This window comes from Enterovirga rhinocerotis, from assembly GCF_004363955.1.
Classification (GTDB): Bacteria; Pseudomonadota; Alphaproteobacteria; order Rhizobiales; family Beijerinckiaceae; genus Enterovirga; species Enterovirga rhinocerotis.
The window spans coordinates 817,294-836,250 of record NZ_SNZR01000013.1 but is presented as its reverse complement, the minus strand read 5'-3'; the positions used below and the strand labels follow the sequence as shown (position 1 = coordinate 836,250).

General features: G+C 66.2%; 18 protein-coding genes. 17 read left to right on the top strand and 1 reads right to left on the bottom strand.

Features of this window, described 5'->3' with window-relative positions:
- The first annotated feature begins 756 nt into the window (after positions 1–756).
- The 6 genes from EV668_RS15645 (at position 757) to EV668_RS15620 (ending at position 6,938) form a co-directional block, all read left to right on the top strand.
- The gene (locus tag EV668_RS15645; RefSeq protein WP_245513212.1) at positions 757–1,098 is read left to right on the top strand and encodes an HNH endonuclease signature motif containing protein; all 342 of its coding nucleotides are present in this window, start codon (positions 757–759) and stop codon (positions 1,096–1,098) included.
- Between the two features lie 9 nt (positions 1,099–1,107).
- Complete coding sequence (locus EV668_RS15640) at positions 1,108–1,557, top strand: helix-turn-helix domain-containing protein (protein WP_166652489.1); 450 nt, start codon at positions 1,108–1,110, stop codon at positions 1,555–1,557.
- Positions 1,554–3,233 carry a terminase large subunit gene (locus EV668_RS15635; protein WP_133771593.1) on the top strand — a complete coding sequence of 560 codons (1,680 nt, stop codon included), beginning with the start codon at positions 1,554–1,556 and terminating at the stop codon, positions 3,231–3,233. The genes EV668_RS15640 and EV668_RS15635 overlap by 4 nt, the downstream gene beginning before the upstream one ends.
- Positions 3,234–3,248: 15 nt before the next feature.
- Entirely contained in the window at positions 3,249–5,186 is a 1,938-nt protein-coding gene (locus EV668_RS15630; RefSeq protein WP_133771591.1) for an HK97 family phage prohead protease, read from the top strand.
- A gap of 63 nt (positions 5,187–5,249) precedes the next feature.
- Positions 5,250–5,528 carry a hypothetical protein gene (locus EV668_RS15625; RefSeq protein ID WP_133771589.1) on the top strand — a complete coding sequence of 93 codons (279 nt, stop codon included), beginning with the start codon at positions 5,250–5,252 and terminating at the stop codon, positions 5,526–5,528.
- A 6-nt stretch (positions 5,529–5,534) separates the two neighbouring features.
- A complete protein-coding gene (locus EV668_RS15620; protein WP_133771587.1) occupies positions 5,535–6,938 on the top strand; it encodes a phage portal protein in 1,404 nt (467 codons plus the stop codon).
- A 163-nt stretch (positions 6,939–7,101) separates the two neighbouring features.
- Here EV668_RS15620 and EV668_RS25375 read toward each other — a convergent pair whose 3' ends face one another.
- Positions 7,102–7,755 carry a hypothetical protein gene (locus EV668_RS25375; RefSeq protein WP_245513211.1) on the bottom strand — a complete coding sequence of 218 codons (654 nt, stop codon included), beginning with the start codon at positions 7,753–7,755 and terminating at the stop codon, positions 7,102–7,104.
- 407 nt (positions 7,756–8,162) lie between these two features.
- Here EV668_RS25375 and EV668_RS15610 point away from each other — a divergent pair, with 407 nt between their 5' ends.
- The 11 genes from EV668_RS15610 (at position 8,163) to EV668_RS15555 (ending at position 18,954) form a co-directional block, all read left to right on the top strand.
- Positions 8,163–8,774 carry a hypothetical protein gene (locus EV668_RS15610; RefSeq protein ID WP_133771582.1) on the top strand — a complete coding sequence of 204 codons (612 nt, stop codon included), beginning with the start codon at positions 8,163–8,165 and terminating at the stop codon, positions 8,772–8,774.
- The gene (locus tag EV668_RS15605; protein WP_133771581.1) at positions 8,771–9,130 is read left to right on the top strand and encodes a hypothetical protein; all 360 of its coding nucleotides are present in this window, start codon (positions 8,771–8,773) and stop codon (positions 9,128–9,130) included. Before EV668_RS15610 ends, EV668_RS15605 begins: the two co-directional genes overlap by 4 nt.
- Positions 9,130–9,828, top strand: coding sequence for a hypothetical protein (locus tag EV668_RS15600; RefSeq protein WP_133771579.1), 699 nt, complete (start codon positions 9,130–9,132; stop codon positions 9,826–9,828). Before EV668_RS15605 ends, EV668_RS15600 begins: the two co-directional genes overlap by 1 nt.
- Positions 9,828–10,283: a phage tail terminator-like protein gene (locus tag EV668_RS15595; protein WP_133771577.1), complete on the top strand. Its 456-nt coding sequence runs from the start codon at positions 9,828–9,830 to the stop codon at positions 10,281–10,283. Before EV668_RS15600 ends, EV668_RS15595 begins: the two co-directional genes overlap by 1 nt.
- A gap of 38 nt (positions 10,284–10,321) precedes the next feature.
- Entirely contained in the window at positions 10,322–11,251 is a 930-nt protein-coding gene (locus EV668_RS15590; RefSeq protein ID WP_133771576.1) for a phage tail tube protein, read from the top strand.
- A 709-nt stretch (positions 11,252–11,960) separates the two neighbouring features.
- Complete coding sequence (locus tag EV668_RS15580) at positions 11,961–12,164, top strand: hypothetical protein (RefSeq protein ID WP_133771572.1); 204 nt, start codon at positions 11,961–11,963, stop codon at positions 12,162–12,164.
- Entirely contained in the window at positions 12,161–12,565 is a 405-nt protein-coding gene (locus tag EV668_RS15575; protein ID WP_133771570.1) for a hypothetical protein, read from the top strand. The genes EV668_RS15580 and EV668_RS15575 overlap by 4 nt, the downstream gene beginning before the upstream one ends.
- 20 nt (positions 12,566–12,585) lie before the next feature.
- Complete coding sequence (locus EV668_RS15570; RefSeq protein WP_133771568.1) at positions 12,586–12,918, top strand: phage tail assembly chaperone; 333 nt, start codon at positions 12,586–12,588, stop codon at positions 12,916–12,918.
- Positions 12,919–17,286 carry a phage tail length tape measure family protein gene (locus tag EV668_RS15565; RefSeq protein WP_133771566.1) on the top strand — a complete coding sequence of 1,456 codons (4,368 nt, stop codon included), beginning with the start codon at positions 12,919–12,921 and terminating at the stop codon, positions 17,284–17,286.
- Positions 17,287–17,407: 121 nt separating this feature from the next.
- Positions 17,408–18,415 (top strand): hypothetical protein, encoded by a 1,008-nt coding sequence (locus EV668_RS15560; RefSeq protein ID WP_133771564.1) that lies wholly within the window; start codon positions 17,408–17,410, stop codon positions 18,413–18,415.
- Positions 18,412–18,954, top strand: coding sequence for a hypothetical protein (locus EV668_RS15555; protein WP_133771563.1), 543 nt, complete (start codon positions 18,412–18,414; stop codon positions 18,952–18,954). Before EV668_RS15560 ends, EV668_RS15555 begins: the two co-directional genes overlap by 4 nt.
- Positions 18,955–18,957: the final 3 nt, after the last annotated feature.

Sequence of the window (18,957 nt, the reverse complement as noted above, 5' to 3'; positions counted from 1 at the left end):
TCGGGCACCTGCTACCAGTTCGATACGGCAGGCAGTTGGCGGACCGTTGCGCGGTCGAGCCTTAGTCTGTAGCCGGATCGGAGATGCGGCAGCACGGAAGGGCGTGTCCCGAGAGGTTCGTCACCCTCGGCATCTGCGGGGTAGGCAAGCGGAAACCACCCTCCTGGGTGAGCTATGCCACCGGCTTTGTACGACGTGCCGGGATCGTTGGTTCGAATCCTTCCCCCGGGGATGAGCCGGTTGTCGAGGCCGGCCCGCATCTATCCTTTCCAAGCCTCCCCCGCTTCTAAACGAAAGCGGCTCAGGCTTTACGAGTTCTCGCGGCGGACGGACGAGGCTTAGGCCCGTGAGGTGATGGCTGGGAGTGGTAGGCAGCACTTCGGTGCTGGACGCTGAACCACCGAAGCCTGATCCAAGCCGGGGTGGGAAGCGAGCGGTCCAGCCCGCGAGAAACAGTTCGAGCAGCGGCGCTGATGGAAGCGCGGCGCGCGCATTGACGGCGGTGAACCCGCTCCAAGTTGGGCCGAACATCCGATAGGCCCCGCGCTACAAGCCGAGAGAGCCCGGCCTGCTCGATTCATCCAACCCGTGCAGAAATTGCACGAGTTCACCAGTTCGATGCGGAGCGTGACGGGGCACGGCTGGCGACGGCCTGTCCTCTACGTTCGGGTTCGAGCCCCGATGGCGTTGGTTCCGACTGACCCATAGCTGCAATCGGTAGAGCGGCGCTCTGCATCGAGCCGTCGTGAGGTTCCCATGGCTCGTCTGAGGCCCAGCGGGTCGCGGCTGACCGCCTCGGCGCCGCGCCTGACGCCGTCGACGCCTCGGCTCGCGGCCTCACCGAAGGTCGCGGACGCGATCTACCGGACGCCGGAGCATCGGCGCTGGTCCGCTGCGGTGATCCGGCGAGCGCGCGGCAAGTGCCAGTGGCCGGAGGGCTGCGACAAGGCCGCGCCGCGAGACCGGATGGTGGCCGACCACATCGTCGAGGTGAAGGACGGCGGCAACCCGTTCGATCCAGCCAATGGGCAATGTCTTTGCGTCCAGCACAACACGCTGAAGGGGGCTCGAGCCCGGCTCGCCCGCCAGAGATCGTAGATCATGCCGATGAGAACACGGGCCCGGCGCTCCGGGTCGAAGGGCGGTCGCCCGTCCAAGATGGACCCGGACAAGGTGCAGCGGGTCGAGGAGATGAAGGCCTGCGGGATCTCCGATGAGGCGATCGCCGAGCGGCTGACCCTCTCGCGGACGACGCTGCTCAAGCATTACGGCCGAGCCCTGCGCGTCGGGCGGCATCGTCGCCGGGCCGAGTTGAACGAGATCGTCTGGCGTGAGGCGCGGGCCGGCAAGAGCTGGGCCGTCAAGATGCTGAAGGCTGACATGGAGGCGGCCGAGGCTGAGGAGGACTTCCTTGGGGGCGCGAAGGCCGAACAGCCGGCCGCGCCGAAGCCACCGAAGCTCGGCAAGAAGGAGATCGCGCAGCAGGAGGCCGTCACAGCGGCCGAGGGCACCGACTGGGGGACTGACCTCGAGGTGCCCGGAGCGACGATGCAGTGAGCCTCTGGCGGACGGCCAACCCCGATTGGGAGTCGGCCATTCGGAACGGGACGTCGCTGGTCCCGCCGCTGCCCATCTTCGAGGACGAGGCGGAGAAGGCTCTCCGCATCTTCAAGCGTCTTCGGGTGCCGGATATCGAGGGCAACCCTACGCACGGCGAGGTGTGCGAGCCGTGGGTCTTCGATCTCGTCAGGGTGATCTTCGGCTCCTACGACGTCGCCCTCAAGCAGCGGATGATCAGGGAGTTCTTCCTTCTCATCCCGAAGAAGAACGGGAAGAGCTCGATCGCCGCGGCGGTCATCGTCACGGCGGCCCTGATGAACCGGCGGCCGGAGGCAGAGCTGCTGCTCATCGCCCCGACGAAGATGATCGCCAACATCGCCTTCAAGCAGGCGAAGGGCATCATCCGGCTCGACCAGGCTCTCACGAAGCTCTTCCACATCCAGGAGCACATCAAGACGATCACCCATCGTCGGACGCTGGCGCAGATCCAGATCAAGGCGGCGGACACGGATGCGATCACGGGCTCGAAGGCGACCTTCGTCCTGATCGACGAGACGCACGTCTTCGCGGCGATGGCGAAGGCGGACCAGGTCTTCATTGAGGTCCGCGGTGGTCTCGCGGCCCGGCCGGATGGCTTCCTGCTGCAGATCACCACGCAGTCCAAGGAGCCGCCCGCGGGAGTGTTCAAGGCCGAACTCGCCAAGGCGCGCGACGTCCGGGACGGCAAGCTCGAGATGGCCCTCCTGCCGATCCTGTACGAGCTGCCCGCGGACCTCGTCGCGCACGACAACTGGAAGCGCCGGGAGAACTGGAAGCTCGTCAACCCGAACCTGGGCATCTCGGTCTCAGAGGATTACCTCGTCGACCAGCTCACGGCGGCGGAGCGCGAGGGGATCGGGGCTCTCGCGCTGCTGGCCTCGCAGCACTTCAACGTCGAGGTCGGCATCGGTCTGCGCACCGACCGCTGGGCTGGCGCCGATCACTGGCTGAAGGCCGCAGATCGGACGATTACGCTCGACGCGCTCCTCGAGCGATCCGAGGTCGTCGCAGTCGGCATCGACGGTGGCGGGCTGGACGACCTGCTTGGCCTGGCCGTGCTTGGCCGGGAGCGCGGGACGCGGCGCTGGCTTCTCTGGTGCCGGGCCTGGGCTCACGATTGCGTCCTGACGCGACGGAAGGAGATCGCGCCGCGGCTCATCGACTTCCGCAAGGAGGAGACGCTCACGGTGCTTCCGGACGATTCCGACGAGGACGTCACCGGCGTTGTGGACGTGATCGAGCAGGTGCATCAGTCCGGGCTTCTGGCGCAAGGCCGGGCGATCGGTGTCGACCCTGTCGGAATCGTGCAGATCCTCGACGAGATCAGGCGCCGCGGCTTCGATGTCGCCGAGCGCGTCGAGCCGGTCCGGCAGGGCTGGACCATGTCGGACAAGATCAAGAGTACCGAGCGCCAACTGGCGGCCGGGAACCTCATTCACGACGGATCGGCGCTCATGACGTGGTGCGTGGGGAACGCGAAGGTCGAACCCCGCGGCAACGCCATCCTGATCACCAAGGCGGTTTCCGGCTCGGCCAAGATCGATCCGCTGATCGCCGCCTTCAACGCGGTCGACATCATGGCGCGAGACCCCGTGGCGGGCGCTGTTCTCAACGTCCGCGCCATGGTGGCCTGACGGAGTATCGATCCGATGACGAAGGTTCATCATCGCGAGGCGGTTACGCCCGGCGGGGGGTACGACTTTGTCGTCTCCGATGGCAGCCGGGATCGCTACGGCACCCGCATCAACCCGAACGGCTGGCTGCTGACTTCCTTCCGGAAGAACCCGATCGCGCTGTTCGGCCACGCCTCGGACTTCGTCATGGGGCGCTGGGAGAACATCCGGGTCGAGGGCGAGAAGGTGCTCGCGACGCTGGTCCCCGCCGCTCGCGGAACGAGCGCTCGGATCGACGAGCTTCTGAGCCTGCTGGAGCAAGGAATCCTGCGGGCGTCATCGGTTGGCTTCTCCGTCGTCAAGCTCGGCGAGAAGGGCGACCCCTACGAGTACATGCAGCAAGAACTGCTGGAGATCAGCGTGGTCTCGGTGCCCGGCAACGCGAATGCGCTCGCCGTCGCCCGATCCATGAACCTCTCCGACGAAACACTGTCCCTGGCATTCGATGGCGAGCAAGCCGGAACGAAGCGACGGGACGTGCCCACGGGCGAGCAAGCCCAGTCTCCGAACGAGCAGCGATCCCGCGTGGGCCTGCCCCCTCTCAAGGAAGCACCATCCATGTCCCCGACCCTTTCCGCGCGCATCGAGAATGCGCAGAGCGAGCTGAACGCGGCGCGTGACGCCCTCACCGCCCATCTCGACAACGACAGCGGCGACACCGATCAGACGGAGGCGCTCTCGGCCGAGATCGAGACGCGCGAGACCCGGCTTGCCTCGCTCAAGCGGGCCGAGCAGGCCCTGGCCAGCCGCACTTCTGATGGCGGCGGAGATCAGCGCGGCGACAAGCCCAAGCTGCCGTCCGTGCGGAAGCCGCTCGGCGTTAACCTGCGCGAGCCGAAGCCGGAAGACCTGATCGTCCGCGCCGCGGTCTGCAACGCGCTGGCGTTCGCCACTGGCAAGGACGCGATCCGCATCATGGAGGACCGCTACGGCGGCCACGAGGCAACCGAGGTCGTCGTTCGCGCGGCTGTCGAGGGTGCCAAGACCACGACTGCGGGCTGGGCAGCCGAGCTCGTCGAGACCGCAATGGGCGCCTTCATGGAGTCTTTGCGGCCGATCTCGATCTACCCCCAGCTTGCCGGGCTCGGCACCAAGCTGTCGTTCGGTCCCGGCCGCGCCGCGATCAAGCTGCCTTCCCGGGCTCCGACGCCGTCCGTCAGCGGCTCGTTCGTCGCGGAAGGTGCGCCGATCCCCGTTCGCCGGATGGGCCTGACCTCCGTCACGCTGACGCCGAACAAGCTCGGCGTCATCTCCGTGTTCAGCCGGGAGATCGCGCGATACTCCAACCCGCAGATCGAAGGTCTGCTTCGCCAGGAGATCCAGGCCGACACCGCGATCACCATCGATACGCTCCTGCTCGACGCCGTGGCGGGCTCGGCGACGCGTCCGGCCGGCCTCACCAACGGCGTCACTGCGCTCACGGCTTCGACCGCTGGCGGCTATCAGGCGATCCTCGAAGACATCGCCACGCTGGCCGCGCCGTTCGATTCCGCGAACGCGGGACGCAGCCTCGTCCTGCTGCTCAATCCGAAGGAGGCCCGTCTCCTGAAGATGACCCCCGGCCCGAATGCCTCCGGCTTCGGATGGGCGGCACAATTCCTCGAGGAGTTCACGATCATCCGCTCGACGACGATCCCGGCCGGTCACGTCTACCTGATCGACGCCGCGGATTTCGCGACGGCGGCCGGGGATGCGCCCGAGTTCGACGTCAGCGAGCAGACGGTTCTCCATATGGAGGACACCGCTCCGGTCCACATCGGCGTTGCCGGCACTCCGAATGTGGCGGCCGCGCCGGCCCAGAGCATGTTCCAGACTGCGCAGCTCGCGCTGCGGATGATCATGGACGTGACCTGGGCGATGCGCCGTCAGGGCATGGTCCAGCACATCGCTGCCGTGGATTGGGCGCCGGCCTAACCTGACCGGTCGTGGAATTGAGAGCGGGGCGCTGCTGCCCCGCTCTAACCAAGGAGGATGCCAATGTCTGACGTCGAAACACTGCGAGCGGCCTACAAGGAAGCCACGGGCAAGAACGCCTTCAATGGCTGGGACGCCGCTGAACTGCAGAAGCGGATCGACGAAGCTGCTGGGAACGCTACCGAACCCGCGACGAAGGTCGAGGCAACTCCCGCAACCGCCCCCGAACCCTATCCGTCCCAGGCTGACCTCGACGAGATGCGGGAGCGTTCGGTCGCTGGCGGCCAGACGCGTCGGGATATGAAGACGTCGGCGAAGCCGGTCGACTACGAGACTCGCTGACCCCCGATGGCCAACTGGCTGACCCGCATATTCCGGCCGACTGCCGCACGTGCGGGCGAGGGACGTTCGCGCCCTGGCCCGTACATGCTGGTCGATGGGATCCTGTCTGCGGGCGCTGGCAAGCATTGGAACTGGTGGCAGAGCGGCTCCCGTCTGCATCCCTACGGCCAAGGTAGTGCAATGGTGGAGGCCTGCGTCTCCGCATATTCGCAAACCGTCGCCATGTGCCCCGGTGATCACTGGCGGAAGCTGGACAACGGCGGCCGCGAGCGCGTCACCGGGTCGGCGCTGACCCGGATACTGAAGCGTCCGAATGACTATCAGTCTATGTCGGACCTGCTGCTGAACGCGACGCGCCGCCTTTACAACGAGGGCGAGGCCTTCGGCGTGGTGATCCGGAACAACCGTGGAGAGCCGAGCGAACTTCACCTGATGCGCCGCGGCCAGCCGCTGGTCGCGCAGGATGGATCGATCTTCTATGGCCTGTCGGGAAACGAAATCCTCGAGAGGCGCTACGACTTTTCACTTCCTATCCCCGCCCGCGACGTCCTTCACATCCGCCTTCATACGCCGAGGCACCCGTTGAAGGGTGAAAGCCCGATCCTCGCGACCGTGCTCGAGCGGGCGATGTCGGATGCGGCGCTCAATCAACAGGTCGCCTTTTATCTGAACCAGGCCCGACCTTCGTTCATCCTTGAGACGGACGAAAAGCTGACGGTCGAGCAGTCGCGCGACCTTCGGGAATGGTGGGATGAGCAGACGCAAGGCGAAAACGTAGGGAAGACGCCCATCATCTCGTGGGGTCTTAAGGCAAAGCCAGTCACGACTGCCGCACAAGACGGCCAACTCGCAGACCTCCTCAAGATTACCGATCAGAGCGTCGCGATGGCATTCCGTCTGCCGTTGCAGGTGCTCGGTCTCGGCGGCCCGACCTTCGCCTCCACCGAGCTGCTGATGCAGTCGTGGATCGCGTCAGGTCTAGGCTTTGCGCTGAACCACATCGAGGAAGCCTTCGGGCTCCTGTTCGGGCTCCGCGGACTGCCCGACGAGTACCTTGAGTTCGATACCCGTGCGCTGTTGCGTAGCGCCTACAAGGATCGGATCGAGGCGCTCGCTCGCGGCGTGATCAGCGGCATCTACAGCCCAGATGAGGGTCGCGCCGAGGAAGACCTTCCCGCAGTGCCGGGCGGACACGGTGCGATGCCTCGTGTGCAGCAGCAGGTCGTGCCGTTGAGCTACGGCACAGCAATGCGGCCTCCAGATCCTTCGGCTCCCCAAGCCCCTGGCGGGCCCGAACTGCCATCTCCGGCGAACGACAAGACCGAGGGACAAGATGGAGATCAGGCCCTCGGCTGGAACGGAGCCGACCTCTTGCGGGACGCGGATGAACTCGGCCGCCTCGTCGCCTAGTTCGGCCTTACGGGAGGCGCTTGCGCATGTCATCGCGGCCGAGCGCCGACAATGGCAGCGTGAGCGCGAGGGCATCGAGGCTGAAGCACGCGCGACGATTGCAGACCTTCGCGCGACGGTCGCCGAGTCGCGGGCGTCGAACGTCGAGTTGAGCGACAAGATCCTACGTCGTGTCGACGAGCGGCTTGCGTCGCTGAGAGACGGTGACCGCGGGGAGAAGGGCGAGCCAGGGACCGACGGAGCCGATGGTCGAGATGGGCTGGACGGCGCCGCTGGGGAAAAGGGCCCGCCTGGCGCTCGCGGCGACACAGGGGAGCCCGGCATTCCGGGACGCGATGGGGCGACGGGCGAACGCGGGCCTCCAGGCCGTGACGGCGTAGACGGCCGGAACGGCGCAGATGGGGCGCCAGGGGAGCGCGGTCCTCCAGGCAAGGTGGGTCGGGACGGTGCTGATGGAGCAGAAGGCCGTCAGGGCCCGCCAGGTGAACGCGGCCTGGACGGTCGGGATGGTGTCGACGGCGCCCCCGGCGAGCGAGGCGAGCAGGGCGAACGTGGCCCGCCTGGCCGAGATGGTCCGGCTGGTGAGAAGGGTGACCCAGGGCCGCAAGGCGATCGTGGGACCGACGGAGAGAGGGGCCTCGATGGTGCGCCTGGGCTTGATGGCAAGGACGGGCGCGACGGCGACCGGGGTCCGCAGGGTGAACCCGGCATTCGTGGTGAGGAAGGCCCGCCGGGAAAACTTCCTGTCGCCCGCGAATGGGAAGACCGCGTCTATTACGAGGCCGACGTCGTGACGTTGTCCGGAGCGACCTACCAAGCGCTTCGCGACACGGCTCGGATGCCGCCAAATGCCGATTGGTCTTGCCTCGCGGCGTCCGGGCGTGATGGCGAGGCTGGCCGATCCATCGCCATTCGCGGGACCTGGGCAGCAGACGCCTCCTACTCGGCGCTCGACGTTGTCGCGCTCAACGGTGGTTCTTTCATTGCTCGTAAAGATGAGCCCGGTCCTTGCCCCGGCGATGGATGGCAACTGCTTGCTTCGCAGGGAAAGCGCGGGGCTCCGGGGGAGAGAGGTCAGTCCGGCGAGAAAGGGGATCGGGGCGAACCTGGCCTGCCTGTCATCGGGTTGGACGTGAGCGACGAGGCGATCCTGACGCTGACGAACGCCGACGGCTCTACGGTTTCGGTCGATCTGTACCCGCTCTTGGCGAAGGTTGCTGGCCGATGAGGACCATCGTCATCACGCCTCCTGGGCCGCTCATTACTCCGGAAGCGGTGCCCGGCGATCATGTCGCGAACGATGCCAAGGTCGCGGCGTTGATCCAGGCGGCGACGGAGCAGATCGATGGCCCTACGGGCTGGCTCGGTCGGGCGCTTGGGCCGCAAACCCTGGAACTGCACTTGACCGCCTGTGACGTGGCCTATGGCCCACCGGGCTTCATCTACCAGCCGCTGATCGAACTGCTCTCGGTCAAGTACGATGATCCAGACGGAACTGAGCGCACGCTTTCCGCGCCGGAAGATCATGTCCGGCTTCGGTCATGGCGAGTAATGCCGGCTACGTCGTGGCCTACAATCGCGGATTCCGGTCACCTGAGAATTCGCTATCGGGCCGGCTACGACGGCGACACGACGGGGGCTGTCCCCGAGAGGGTGAAACAGGCAATCGTGCTGGGCGTGAACAACGCCAAATCGGTCGGTGCCGAGAATCTCTTCATAGCCGAGGAGGATGTCGATGGGGTCGGCTCGACCCGGTATGTCGTCTCGCCATCTGCCGGCCTCGTGATCGCGAAGACTATCGATCAGATGCTTTCAGGGCTCAGGGTCTTCGCATGACCCCCGCGGCCGCCCGCGCCATGTATGCGCGCCAGATCGCGGCGCATGGCGAGAACGTCACCTTTCGCCGCGTCGTTCCCAATGCGGCGCCGATCGAAAGGACCGTGCGAATCCGGCTCGTGAGCTACGGCGAAGCCGAGCTGGTGGGCGGCGTGAACCTCAGCGACCGGAAGGCGATCGTCATGCGCGATTCCCTTCATGCGTCAGGATTCCCGCTGCCATTCCGTCGCGGGTCCGACAAGGTCATCATCGGGAACACGACACTCACCGTGAACGAGGTCGATGACACGAAGCGTCGGGTCGCCGGGGAACTCATCGCCTACGAGCTTCTGCTCGGGGGCGCGGCTCTCGTCTGATGGCCCGGACCCGCATCCAGGGCGCGAGCGTATCGCTCGAGGTCGCCTTCCCGGAGATTTTCAGCGCTGCGGAGCGCAGCAAGGCGTTCGCCGAGTACGCCCGCGAGCAGATCGGGCATGCCAATCAGGTGAACGCGGCGGTCCTCGGACGCCCCGCCCCCTATGCGACGATCGTCGACGGGAGGCGCGGTGGATCGCTCGACAGCGTCCGCCCAGACGGTCAGATCGTGGCGGAATGGGACCTGATCTCGCCGACCATCGAGTACGTGCGCGAGCAACTGATCAAGCACTCGCCCGTGGGCAGAGCCGGGGATCGCCGCCCTGGTCACCCCGGGCTCTATCGCTCCTCACACGTCCTGATCATCGACGGCCGCCCCCAAGAAGACGGCGCGCCACTGCCTCCGCTGTTCGAGGAAGCCGTGTTCGCGTCGACGGTGCCATACGCTCGAAAGATCGAGAACGGGCTCTCCAGCCAGGCCCCGGACGGCGTCTACGAGGCGGTGGCGATGCTCGCTCAGCGGCGCTTTGGCAACGTCGCTCGGATCGGCTTCAGCTGGCGATCGCTCCTTATCGGCGGGATCGACGAATGGGCGCGATCGCCCGGTGGTCGTAGGCAGAAGGCCCGCCGTGGTGGGCGCCCTGGCCTAGCTGAGGATTGGCTCCGCAGGCAGCCCAGCGTCGTCGTGAGGCCGCGCTGATGGCCCGCCTCGCTGTCGTCAACGCTGTCTTGAACAGGCTCGGTCCTCTCACGGGGCCAGCCGATGATCCCAAGCGCTACTGGCAGCCTTCGTCGGGCGATCCGGTCTTGGTGGTTGGTCCGAACGAGACGGGCGATGCCGACCCTGCCGGCGGCCGCTTCATCACGGTGCAGTTCCCCGTGGCGAACGAAGAAATGCGTTCGATCGGAGACCCGGGCAACAACCTGTGGGTCGAAGAGGGCGTGATCCGCCTCGTGATCGGCGCCGAGAGAAACGCCGGGTTGAACCAGGCGCTCGCTTGGGCAGATGAACTCGCCTCTCTCTTCCGCGGCCAGTCCTTCGATGGGGTCCAGTGCTGGGCGGTGACATCCCCTCAGATGGACGATCGCAATGAGGAGAGCGGGTACTACCGAGTGCCCCTCGCCATAGGGTTCGAGCACACGCTCTTCGGCTGACGCGCCGCCCACCTTCACGACAATCTGAGGAGTTCCCGATGCCCTTCGCGGATCACGCGCTCACGCGCATCGCCTACGTCGCCGAGAGCGCATGGGGCGTCACGCCGGCCACGCCGACGCTCAAGACGCTGCGCACCACGCGCGCCTCGGGCCTGCGGACGAACAAGGCCACGGTCGAGTCGGACGAGCTGCGCGCCGACCGGAACGTGGCCGATCTCATCCAGGTCTCGCAGCGGGCCTCCGGCGAGTATCCGGTCGAGATGAGCTACGGCTCCTTCGACGACTGGCTCGCGGCTGTGCTTTGCGGCAGCTGGGCGACCAACATCCTCAAGAATGGGATCCTGCGGACCTCCTTCACGGTCGAAGAGACCCGCGAGATGGGCGCGACCGACAGCTTCTCGCGCTTCACCGGGGCCATGCTCAACACCTTCTCGCTGGATCTGCGCCCGGCAGCGAAGGTGGAGGGTTCCTTCGGCCTGATGGCACAGAAGGAGACGCTCGCGACGGCCATCGTGACGGGCGCCACCTATACGCCGGCCAGCACCGAGCAGATCATGAACTCGAGCTCGCACGTCGCGAGCCTGACAATTCCAAACGTCACCTCCCCCAAGGTGATGTCGCTGAGCCTGAACGTCGACAATGGCATGCGTGAGCGCCCGGTCGTCGGCTCGCTCTACAGCGAGGAGTTCGGGCTTGGCCGCTGCCGGGTAACGGGTCAGATGGAGCTCTACTTCTCCGATCCGGCGATTTACCAGGCCGTTCTCGACCACGGATCGGGCGCGCTCTCGTTCACGATCGGGGCCGACGCCAACAAGAAGTACACCTTCAATCTCCCGAAGGTCCGCTTCGGCGACGGGAACATCCCGGCCGGCGGCAACGACGACGACGTGATGATCACCGTGCCCTTCACGGCGATCTTCGACGCGACCGCTCAGGCGACGATCGTCGTGACCCGCGCCGTCGCCTAAGCGCCGTGGAATAGGGCTTGCCTATGAGTTAAGAGGGTCGAGCCCGCACATCGCGTCAACGATGTGCGGGCTCTAACCGATGACGAACATTGGAGGTTCGGCATGGCTTCTGGCCGTTTATGCGCTTTGGATGGGTGCAACAAGCCGTCGCGCGCTCGCGGGTACTGCAACACCCACTATCGAAGGCTTATGAGAACGGGCTCCGCATGCGTCCGTCGGAAGCTGCACGGCGACCTTCTTGAATGGCTCCGCGCTCACGTAGACCATTCTTCGGACGAGTGCTTGTCGTGGCCGTTCGGGCGAAACACCGCCGGTTACGGCGAAGTGACCTACGAAGGGCGTATCCAACACGCCAGCCGCGTGATGTGCATCCTGGTTCACGGACCGTGCCCGGGTGAGGGGTCCAAGGTGCACGCCGCGCACTCTTGTGGGCGCGGACAGCATGGCTGCGTGAATCCGCTCCACCTTCGTTGGGCGACCGCGCAGCAGAACAACATCGAGAAAAGGGCGCACGGAACGTTACTTTGCGGCGAACGTCACACTCAGGCGAAGCTGTCTGTCGCCCAAGTTCTAGAGATACGAGACATGGCAAGGGCAAAGACGATCAGTCAACGCGAGATTGGTCGTCTCTATGGCGTAAGCCAGCGCACCATTCACAGCATACATGCCGGTCACAACTGGAAACATATCTTGCCTGGAGAGGTTTAAGATGCGTGTCGTGAAAATAACCGAGGACTTCACCGGCTATCCGAGCGGCCGAAAGCGCGCGTTCGAGAAGGGGCAGGTAGTCGAGGTTCCCGACGACTTCGCCGATCTCGCTATCGGCAAAGGCCACGCGAAGGAGCCTGAACCCAAAGTCGAGGAAAGGCCTGCGCCCGAGGCGGCGCCGGCCAAGAGGAGCGTCCGCCCGTGAAGATGTCCGCCATCAAGATCGACAGCGCGAAGGCCGAAGCCGGCGTCCGCGTCCGCCTCGCCGATTTCGACCCCCGTTTCGAGGATGCCTGGGTCAAGGTGCGCGCCTTCGGCAACAAGGACGACCAGCGCATCATCGACAAGCAGAACCGGCTGCGGCGCGGCACGATCACGAACGACGCCGCCGCCGCCAACATGACCGAACGCCTTCGGGAGGCGATCCTCGTCGACTGGGGCGGCTTCACCGACGACAACGACAAGGCGGTGCCTTACTCGCGCGAGCAGGCTGACACGTGGCTGGCGGACAAGGACTACGCGCTGTTTCGGGCGGGTGTCGTATGGGCCGCGAGCGAGGTGTCCAACGGCGACGCCAAGGACATCGAGGCCGACAGCCGGGACTGACGGCCGCCCTCGAGTGGCAATTGGCATGGGGCTCGAAGATCGAGGTCTTCGAACTCTGGGCCGCCGAGGGCGACAACGACACGCCCCTCGCGAAGCGGCCGGAACTCCCTGACCACCTGCATTTCGCGTGGTCATCGTTCTGGGCACTGCAGGGGGACCGCCATCTTGGGTTCGGCTCAGTCGGGCCGATCCCATTCCAGGCGCTCGACGCCTATGCCCGCCGCTGCGGGATCATCGACATCGACGAGTTCGATCGCCTCCATCGCCTTATCGGCGCGATGGACAAGGTCTGGCTCGACGACGCTCGCCGGCGCCAAGAGGCCGAGGCGAGACGGCAACGGAAGCCATCGTAGATGCCCAATCTAGACGTCATCAGGCGCCTGGAGATGCGCGCGGATGTGCCGGGCGCATCCGAGGCCGCGGCGAAACTGCGCGCTATGCAGGGCGGCTTCGAGGAGATGGCGCGTGCCGCCTCGTCCGCGGGCCAAGCTCTCGACCGCAATGAGAAGTCCGTCATCTCGACGGAACGCGCCTACGACAGCTTCCTGAAGCGCACCGTCCCCGGCTACCGCGAGCTCAAGCAGTTCGAGCGCGATGTGAAGGCGCTCGACCAGGCGCTGGGGCAAGGGATCGGCGTTCAGCAGTTCGGCCGCAACTTCGAACTGGCGCGCAAGAAGCTGCCCGAGGTCCGCGCCGAGATGGCCCGTGTGGCGGCGGAGTCCGCTGCGATCGACCGGGCGCTCCAGACGACCCAGCGGCGCATCGCCGACAGTTCCAGGGCATGGCAGGAGTATCGGGAGCGGATCGAGGCCGCGCGCCACGCTCAGAACTCCGCGGAGTTCGGGCGCTCTTTCCGCGAGCGCGTGGGCGCTGAGCGCCCGGCGGCTACGTCTCAGGGCGCATCGTTCTCGGCTCTTGAGGAGCGGGCTCGGCAAGAGCAGGCCGAACAGGCGGCCATCGATCGGGCCATGGTCCTGCGCGAGCGTCAGATCGCCCAGAGGCGCCAGGAAGAGCAGGAGCGGCGGGCGGCAATCGACACGGCTCGATACCAGCAGGAGCGCGGCGAGTTCGGTCGCTCGCTGAACGAGCGCTTCGGCATCGGCGGCCCGGCCGCCACAAGCCGAGGCGCATCCTTCTCCGCTCTCGCCGATAGGGCTGTCGAGGAGCAGCGCGCCCTTCGCGCCGAGGCCGATCGCGTCACCGAGGCGCTCCGCGAGCAGCAGGTCGAGTTCGACCGCCTCGGTCGGACCCGGAACGAGCTTCTGCAGCGCGCCGATCCGCTCGGGGCGGCTCAGGAGCGCCATAATCAAGCCCTCGCCGACGCGAAGCGACTGGTCGACCAGCGGCGGATCAGCGAGGCGCAGTACCTCGCGATCGTGGAGCACGAGGCCGATGTCCTCCGCCGGGTCAACCAGGACTTCGGCGCCGGCAAGGGCGGGTTCCGGGCTCACCAGCGGACGAACCTTGCCTATCAAGCCAATGACGTGATCGGCGGCCTCATCATGGGGCAATCGCCGTTCATGGTCGCCGCACAGCAGGGCCCACAGATCGCCCAGATCCTCGGCGATCACGAGGGCGGCGTCCGTGGCGGCTTGAAGGCGCTGAAGGATGACCTGCTGGGCATGGTCACGCCCGCGCGCGTCGCGTTCGGCGGGCTCGTCGCGCTGGCGGGGGCGGCGGCTTACAGCGTCTATCGGCTTGAGGCTGCTCAGCAGCAACTCAGGATCTCGCTGACCGGTCGCGGCTACGGTTCGGGACTGACGCTGCAGGGCCTGAATGAACTTGCCGAGAGGAACGCCGGCCCGGGGAATCTGACATACGGGGGCGCCCGCGATCTCGCCGGGGTGGTCGCCCGCTCTGGGATCCGCGATTCGGGCCTGATGGACCGGGTGATGCAGTCGGCCCGCGATTACTCAATCACGACAGGTCAGGACGCGGTAGAAGGCAGCAAGGAATGGGCTCAGGCTATTGCCGATCCCGTTCGTGGCCTTGAGATGCTGGAAGAGCGCCTCGGTCGGGTCGATGCGGGCACGGCGACGTTCATTCGGACTCAGGCTCTGTCCGGCAACCGATTGACGGCGTCCACCGCCCTTATGGACGCGTTTTCGAAGCGCCTCGCCAATCACCGCGAGATACTGTCCGGCCTGCCACTGCTTTGGGACACTGCAAAGAAGGGGCTCGATGCGCTCATCGAAACTTTGAACAAGGGCGTTCGGCCACCCGAGGTGAGCATCACCGACCGAGCTGACCCCCAACGGATGGGCCAGATCGGCGCCCAGCAAGCCATGAACGCGACAGTCGCGGCTATGCAGCAGCGCGATGCGGACCGGCGTAAGCGGGAGGAGGATGCTGCCGCAGCGTCGCGCGACATCCAGGGTATTGCCGAGGGTATTGACCCTGACATTGGCAAGTTGCGCGAGCTCGGAATTTCTTTCGACAAGCTGTTTGCGTCCCGTAACGACCCTGACGTCATCAAGAATCTTGAGAAGGCGGGCATTTCCGCGGACAAGTACCGCGAGATCATCGAGAGGGCTGGGAAGGCAAAGGAGACGAGTATCTCGGCCGACCAGCGGGCGTCCGAGCAGCACGAGATCAATCTGCGCTCGATCCGGGCGCTGACGGCCGGTGAGGAAGCCGCGATTGCTGCGGACCAGAAGCGGCTCGAGGCAAAGGGCGACATCACGAAGGCCTATCGCGCCGAAACCGACGCGATCTTGGCCACGACCGAGGCACTGGCGCGCTACGAGAAGGCCGCCGCCGATGCCCTCCGGCAGTCGCAGTACTCTCTCAAGACCGCAGGTCTGTTGCCGATGCAGCGGACGATGCAGGCTATTGCCAACGAAGAGACGGAAGAACTGCTGCGCAACCGTGGCGCTTCGGCGAAGACCATCGCCGACATTCGGGAGCGGTTTGCCAACCGCCGCCGCGAGGCAAGCATCGAGAACTCGTTCGTGCCGCAGCGCGACTTCAACATGCGCCTCGAGGAGATGCGACGCGGCTTCGAATTCCAGCGCGACAGCTTCGGGCAGGCGCCTGAGGCGGTGGAGACGATGCGCGCCCGGCTCGATATGCTGAATGAGGCAACTCGCTACGGTCAGTCCGTGACCGACCGATACGGCGCCGGCTGGGAGGCCCTCGCGGCTCAGATGGGTCGCGCCAAGGCCGCGACGGACGAGCTGGCGCTATCGCAGCAGAACGCGATCGCCGGCATGGACGAGATGCGGTCCGGCTCCCGCGGCCTCCTCACCGGCATGTTCAGCGACCTGCGGCAGGGCAAGAGCCCTATCGACGGGCTTATAAACGGCCTCGGCCGGATGCAGGATCAGATGTTCGAGCGGATGATCAGCAAGCCGCTGATCGAGGGCCTGATGGGCCGAGACGGGACCGGCAACGGTGGATGGCTCAGCGGGTTGCTCCAGGGCACCGGCTTGCCGGCGCTCATGGGTGCGAATGGTCAGACCGGCTCGCTAGGAGACGTCGCCTCCAAGGTACTTGGCATCGGCCAGACGGCCACGGGTACGATGTCCGTCACCGCCGGTGTCGTGAACATCGGCGGTGCAGGCATCGGCGGGCTCATCCCAGGGCTGGGAGGGCGAGGGGCCGCGGGCATGGCGGGTATCGGTGGCGGAGCAACCGTCCAGGCGCCCATGTCGGCGGCCGGGACGATCGTTTCGTCGGGCGGCCGCGTCTTGAGCTTCACCCGCAGCGGCTCCGGTTCGCCGATCACGTCGGACCCGGGTGTGATCCTCCCGTACAGGGAACAGACGCCAATCACCCCATATCCGGTCGCGAGTGTCACGAGCTCGCCGCTTTCGCCCTTCCAGCGTGGTGAACCGGTCCAGCTTCAGCCGCCTTCGCTGAGCCGCGATCTGATACCGCCGAGCTCGGCAGAGCTTCAGCGCCGGGTGAATATGCCGGCTCTCAACCGGCCAATTTCCTACTGGGAGGAGCAATGGAGGTTCCCTGAGGCTGGTTCGAAGGTCGGAGGGCGGCTGAGCGACGACTACTCGACGAGCGCGACTGGAGCCGGTGGGCTCGGCTTCCTTCGCGAAGGCTTGGAGCGCAGGGCGCAGGTCATGAGGAATGGCCTTGAGCACCAGATCACGCAGCCGATCGAGACGGCGACCAATGCGGCCGGCGGTGCCATCGACGTCTTCAAGGACACGGTCGCGACGAAGACACCGGCCCTCGGCGGGGCGCTGACGGGCCTCGTCGATGTGCTCGGCTCCGTCGGGAAGGGCGCGTTCAGCCTCTTCGGAGCGAGCGGTGCGAGCGCGGCCGGACCCTCGACCGGCTTTTCGGGCGGCGGCTATACCGGCCCCGGCGGCATGTACGAGCCGCGCGGCATCGTCCACGCTGGCGAGGTCGTCTGGTCGCAGCACGACGTCGCTCGCGCGGGCGGGCCCCAAGTCGTCGACGCCATGCGTCGCGGCGTGGCCGGGTACGCGGTTGGCGGGGAGGTCTGGCCGGCAACGACGTATGCGGCTCCAGTCATGCCGAGCAATGCGGGCGGCGGCGCGCCCATCCAGGTCTCCAATACCGTTCACAACTACGCTGGGGCGCAGGTCGAGCAGCGTGAGACGCGCGGGCCGGACGGACAGATCCAGCTCGAGACCTTCGTGCGGGCCGCCGAGCGGCGCATGGCCTCGAAAGCGGGCCGGAATCGCGGGGAGGCGAAGGACGTCTTCCTGACGAACCAAGCCGCGATGAACCGGGGCTGAGATGGCGCTCCCGGTTTGGCCCGCGTCTCTGCCTCCGCTCCGAGGCAGCGTTCAGGGTAGTGGATCGCCGGGGCTTTACCCAGCTGCTGTGGTCTCGCCCTTCGAGGGCGGGAACGAGCGGATGCGGCGGAAGTACATCGGCCGCCCTCCGACCCCTCTCAGCATCGATCTTCATCTCTCGCTGGACAAGCTCCCGATCTTCGACAACTTCGTCGAGTTCGGTCTCAACATGGGCGTCACGCCCTTCACGGCGCCCGTCGTTCTCCCGAATGGCCTGATCGTGCCGAGGAAGTGCCAGTTCTCGATCGGCGAGAATGGCTTTGCCCCTTTGAGCTACATGACGTGGAACACGGCCATCATCAGCTTGGTCGTGAAGGTCTGGAACTGGCGGGGATACGAGGACGAGGCGCGCGCGCTGTTCGCGACGACCGGCGAGCAGAACTGGGACGACGAGAGGCGGGTCCGGGCCAACGCCTTCATCGCCGGGATGAAGCAGGACGGCGTGTGGGACAGCCTCCGCATCGCCTACCTCTTCGCCAACCGCTTCTCGTCGATCGGCCGGACGAACATGAAGGCGCCTGGCACCTATACCGCGGCGCTCGGCGGCGACACGGTGCCCGCCTTCAGCATCAATCGCGGCTTCAAGGGTGACGGCGTCTCGGGCCACCTCGATCTCGGCGGCACGCTCGCCAGCGTACCCGGCGTCACGCCCGACAACATGTCGGTCTTCGTCTGGTCCCTGACGACCGGCGCCGATACCGGCCGCGAGTTCGGGACGATCGGCAGCACGCTCTCGAGCCTTCAGATCTCGAACGGGACGATCTTCCGCGTGCGGGCCAACTCGTCGACGCAGTTCGACACGCCGAACACCGTTGGCCAGGGCCTCTTCGGCTTCTCCCGCAACGGCAACGCGGTGAACATCTACCGGAACGGCGAATTGCTCGCGACGCAGACCGAGGCCCCGACGGCGTTCGGCAGCGGGAACATGTCGATCCTGCGATCGATGAACGCCTTCTCCGCCCGTCAGATCGCGGCGGTCATGATCGGGACGTCCGTGACGCCTGAGCAGGCTGCCGGCATGTACCGGCAGGTCGGCGACTATCTCCGGGCCGTCGGAGCCGTGTCTTGAGCATCTACGATGCCGCGATGCGGGAGGCGAACTCCTCCGGCGGGTTCGACAAGACCGTCGTCCAGACGATCGAGTTGAGCCATGTCGGCTTCACCGTTCCCGTCCGCCTCGCGATGGTGATCGGCGAGCCGCAGGAGGTCGAGAGCGTCGTCTCGCTCCGCCTCGAGGACAACAGCATCGTCGACCACGCCCTGTGCTTCTTCTCGTTCATCCGGCCTGGCGCCGAGAAGGACGGCCCAACCGAGGGGCGCCTGCGGATCGATGGTGCGTCCAGCCAGATCTACGCGCAGCTGAAATCCGCGCTCGACTACGACGAGCCGATCCGAGCGACCGTGCGGGAATACGTGATCGGCTCCGCCGGCCTCGCCGCCCTCGGCAAGCCGAATTCCGTGATCCCCGGCCTCGAGTTCGAGGAGGCCAGCCTCGACGGCGCGTCCGCCGAGGGCAAGCTCGAATACGTCGACGGCAGCAATCTAAACGTCCCGACGGGGCCGAATGCCTTCTTCGACCGCGACAACTTCCCGACCCTCTACACGTAGGAG

Excerpts from the sequence above, each read along its gene's own strand:
- EV668_RS15640 (WP_166652489.1), top strand. The coding sequence starts at position 1,108 with ATGAGAACACGGGCCCGGCGCTCCGGGTCGAAGGGCGGTCGCCCGTCC.
- EV668_RS15590 (WP_133771576.1), top strand. The coding sequence starts at position 10,322 with ATGCCCTTCGCGGATCACGCGCTCACGCGCATCGCCTACGTCGCCGAG.
- EV668_RS15625 (WP_133771589.1), top strand. The coding sequence starts at position 5,250 with ATGTCTGACGTCGAAACACTGCGAGCGGCCTACAAGGAAGCCACGGGC.
- EV668_RS15620 (WP_133771587.1), top strand. The coding sequence starts at position 5,535 with ATGGCCAACTGGCTGACCCGCATATTCCGGCCGACTGCCGCACGTGCG.
- EV668_RS15645 (WP_245513212.1), top strand. The coding sequence starts at position 757 with ATGGCTCGTCTGAGGCCCAGCGGGTCGCGGCTGACCGCCTCGGCGCCG.
- EV668_RS15605 (WP_133771581.1), top strand. The coding sequence starts at position 8,771 with ATGACCCCCGCGGCCGCCCGCGCCATGTATGCGCGCCAGATCGCGGCG.
- EV668_RS15580 (WP_133771572.1), top strand. The coding sequence starts at position 11,961 with ATGCGTGTCGTGAAAATAACCGAGGACTTCACCGGCTATCCGAGCGGC.
- EV668_RS15600 (WP_133771579.1), top strand. The coding sequence starts at position 9,130 with ATGGCCCGGACCCGCATCCAGGGCGCGAGCGTATCGCTCGAGGTCGCC.
- EV668_RS15565 (WP_133771566.1), top strand. The coding sequence starts at position 12,919 with ATGCCCAATCTAGACGTCATCAGGCGCCTGGAGATGCGCGCGGATGTG.
- EV668_RS15560 (WP_133771564.1), top strand. The coding sequence starts at position 17,408 with ATGCGGCGGAAGTACATCGGCCGCCCTCCGACCCCTCTCAGCATCGAT.
- EV668_RS15595 (WP_133771577.1), top strand. The coding sequence starts at position 9,828 with ATGGCCCGCCTCGCTGTCGTCAACGCTGTCTTGAACAGGCTCGGTCCT.
- EV668_RS15610 (WP_133771582.1), top strand. The coding sequence starts at position 8,163 with ATGAGGACCATCGTCATCACGCCTCCTGGGCCGCTCATTACTCCGGAA.
- EV668_RS15630 (WP_133771591.1), top strand. The coding sequence starts at position 3,249 with ATGACGAAGGTTCATCATCGCGAGGCGGTTACGCCCGGCGGGGGGTAC.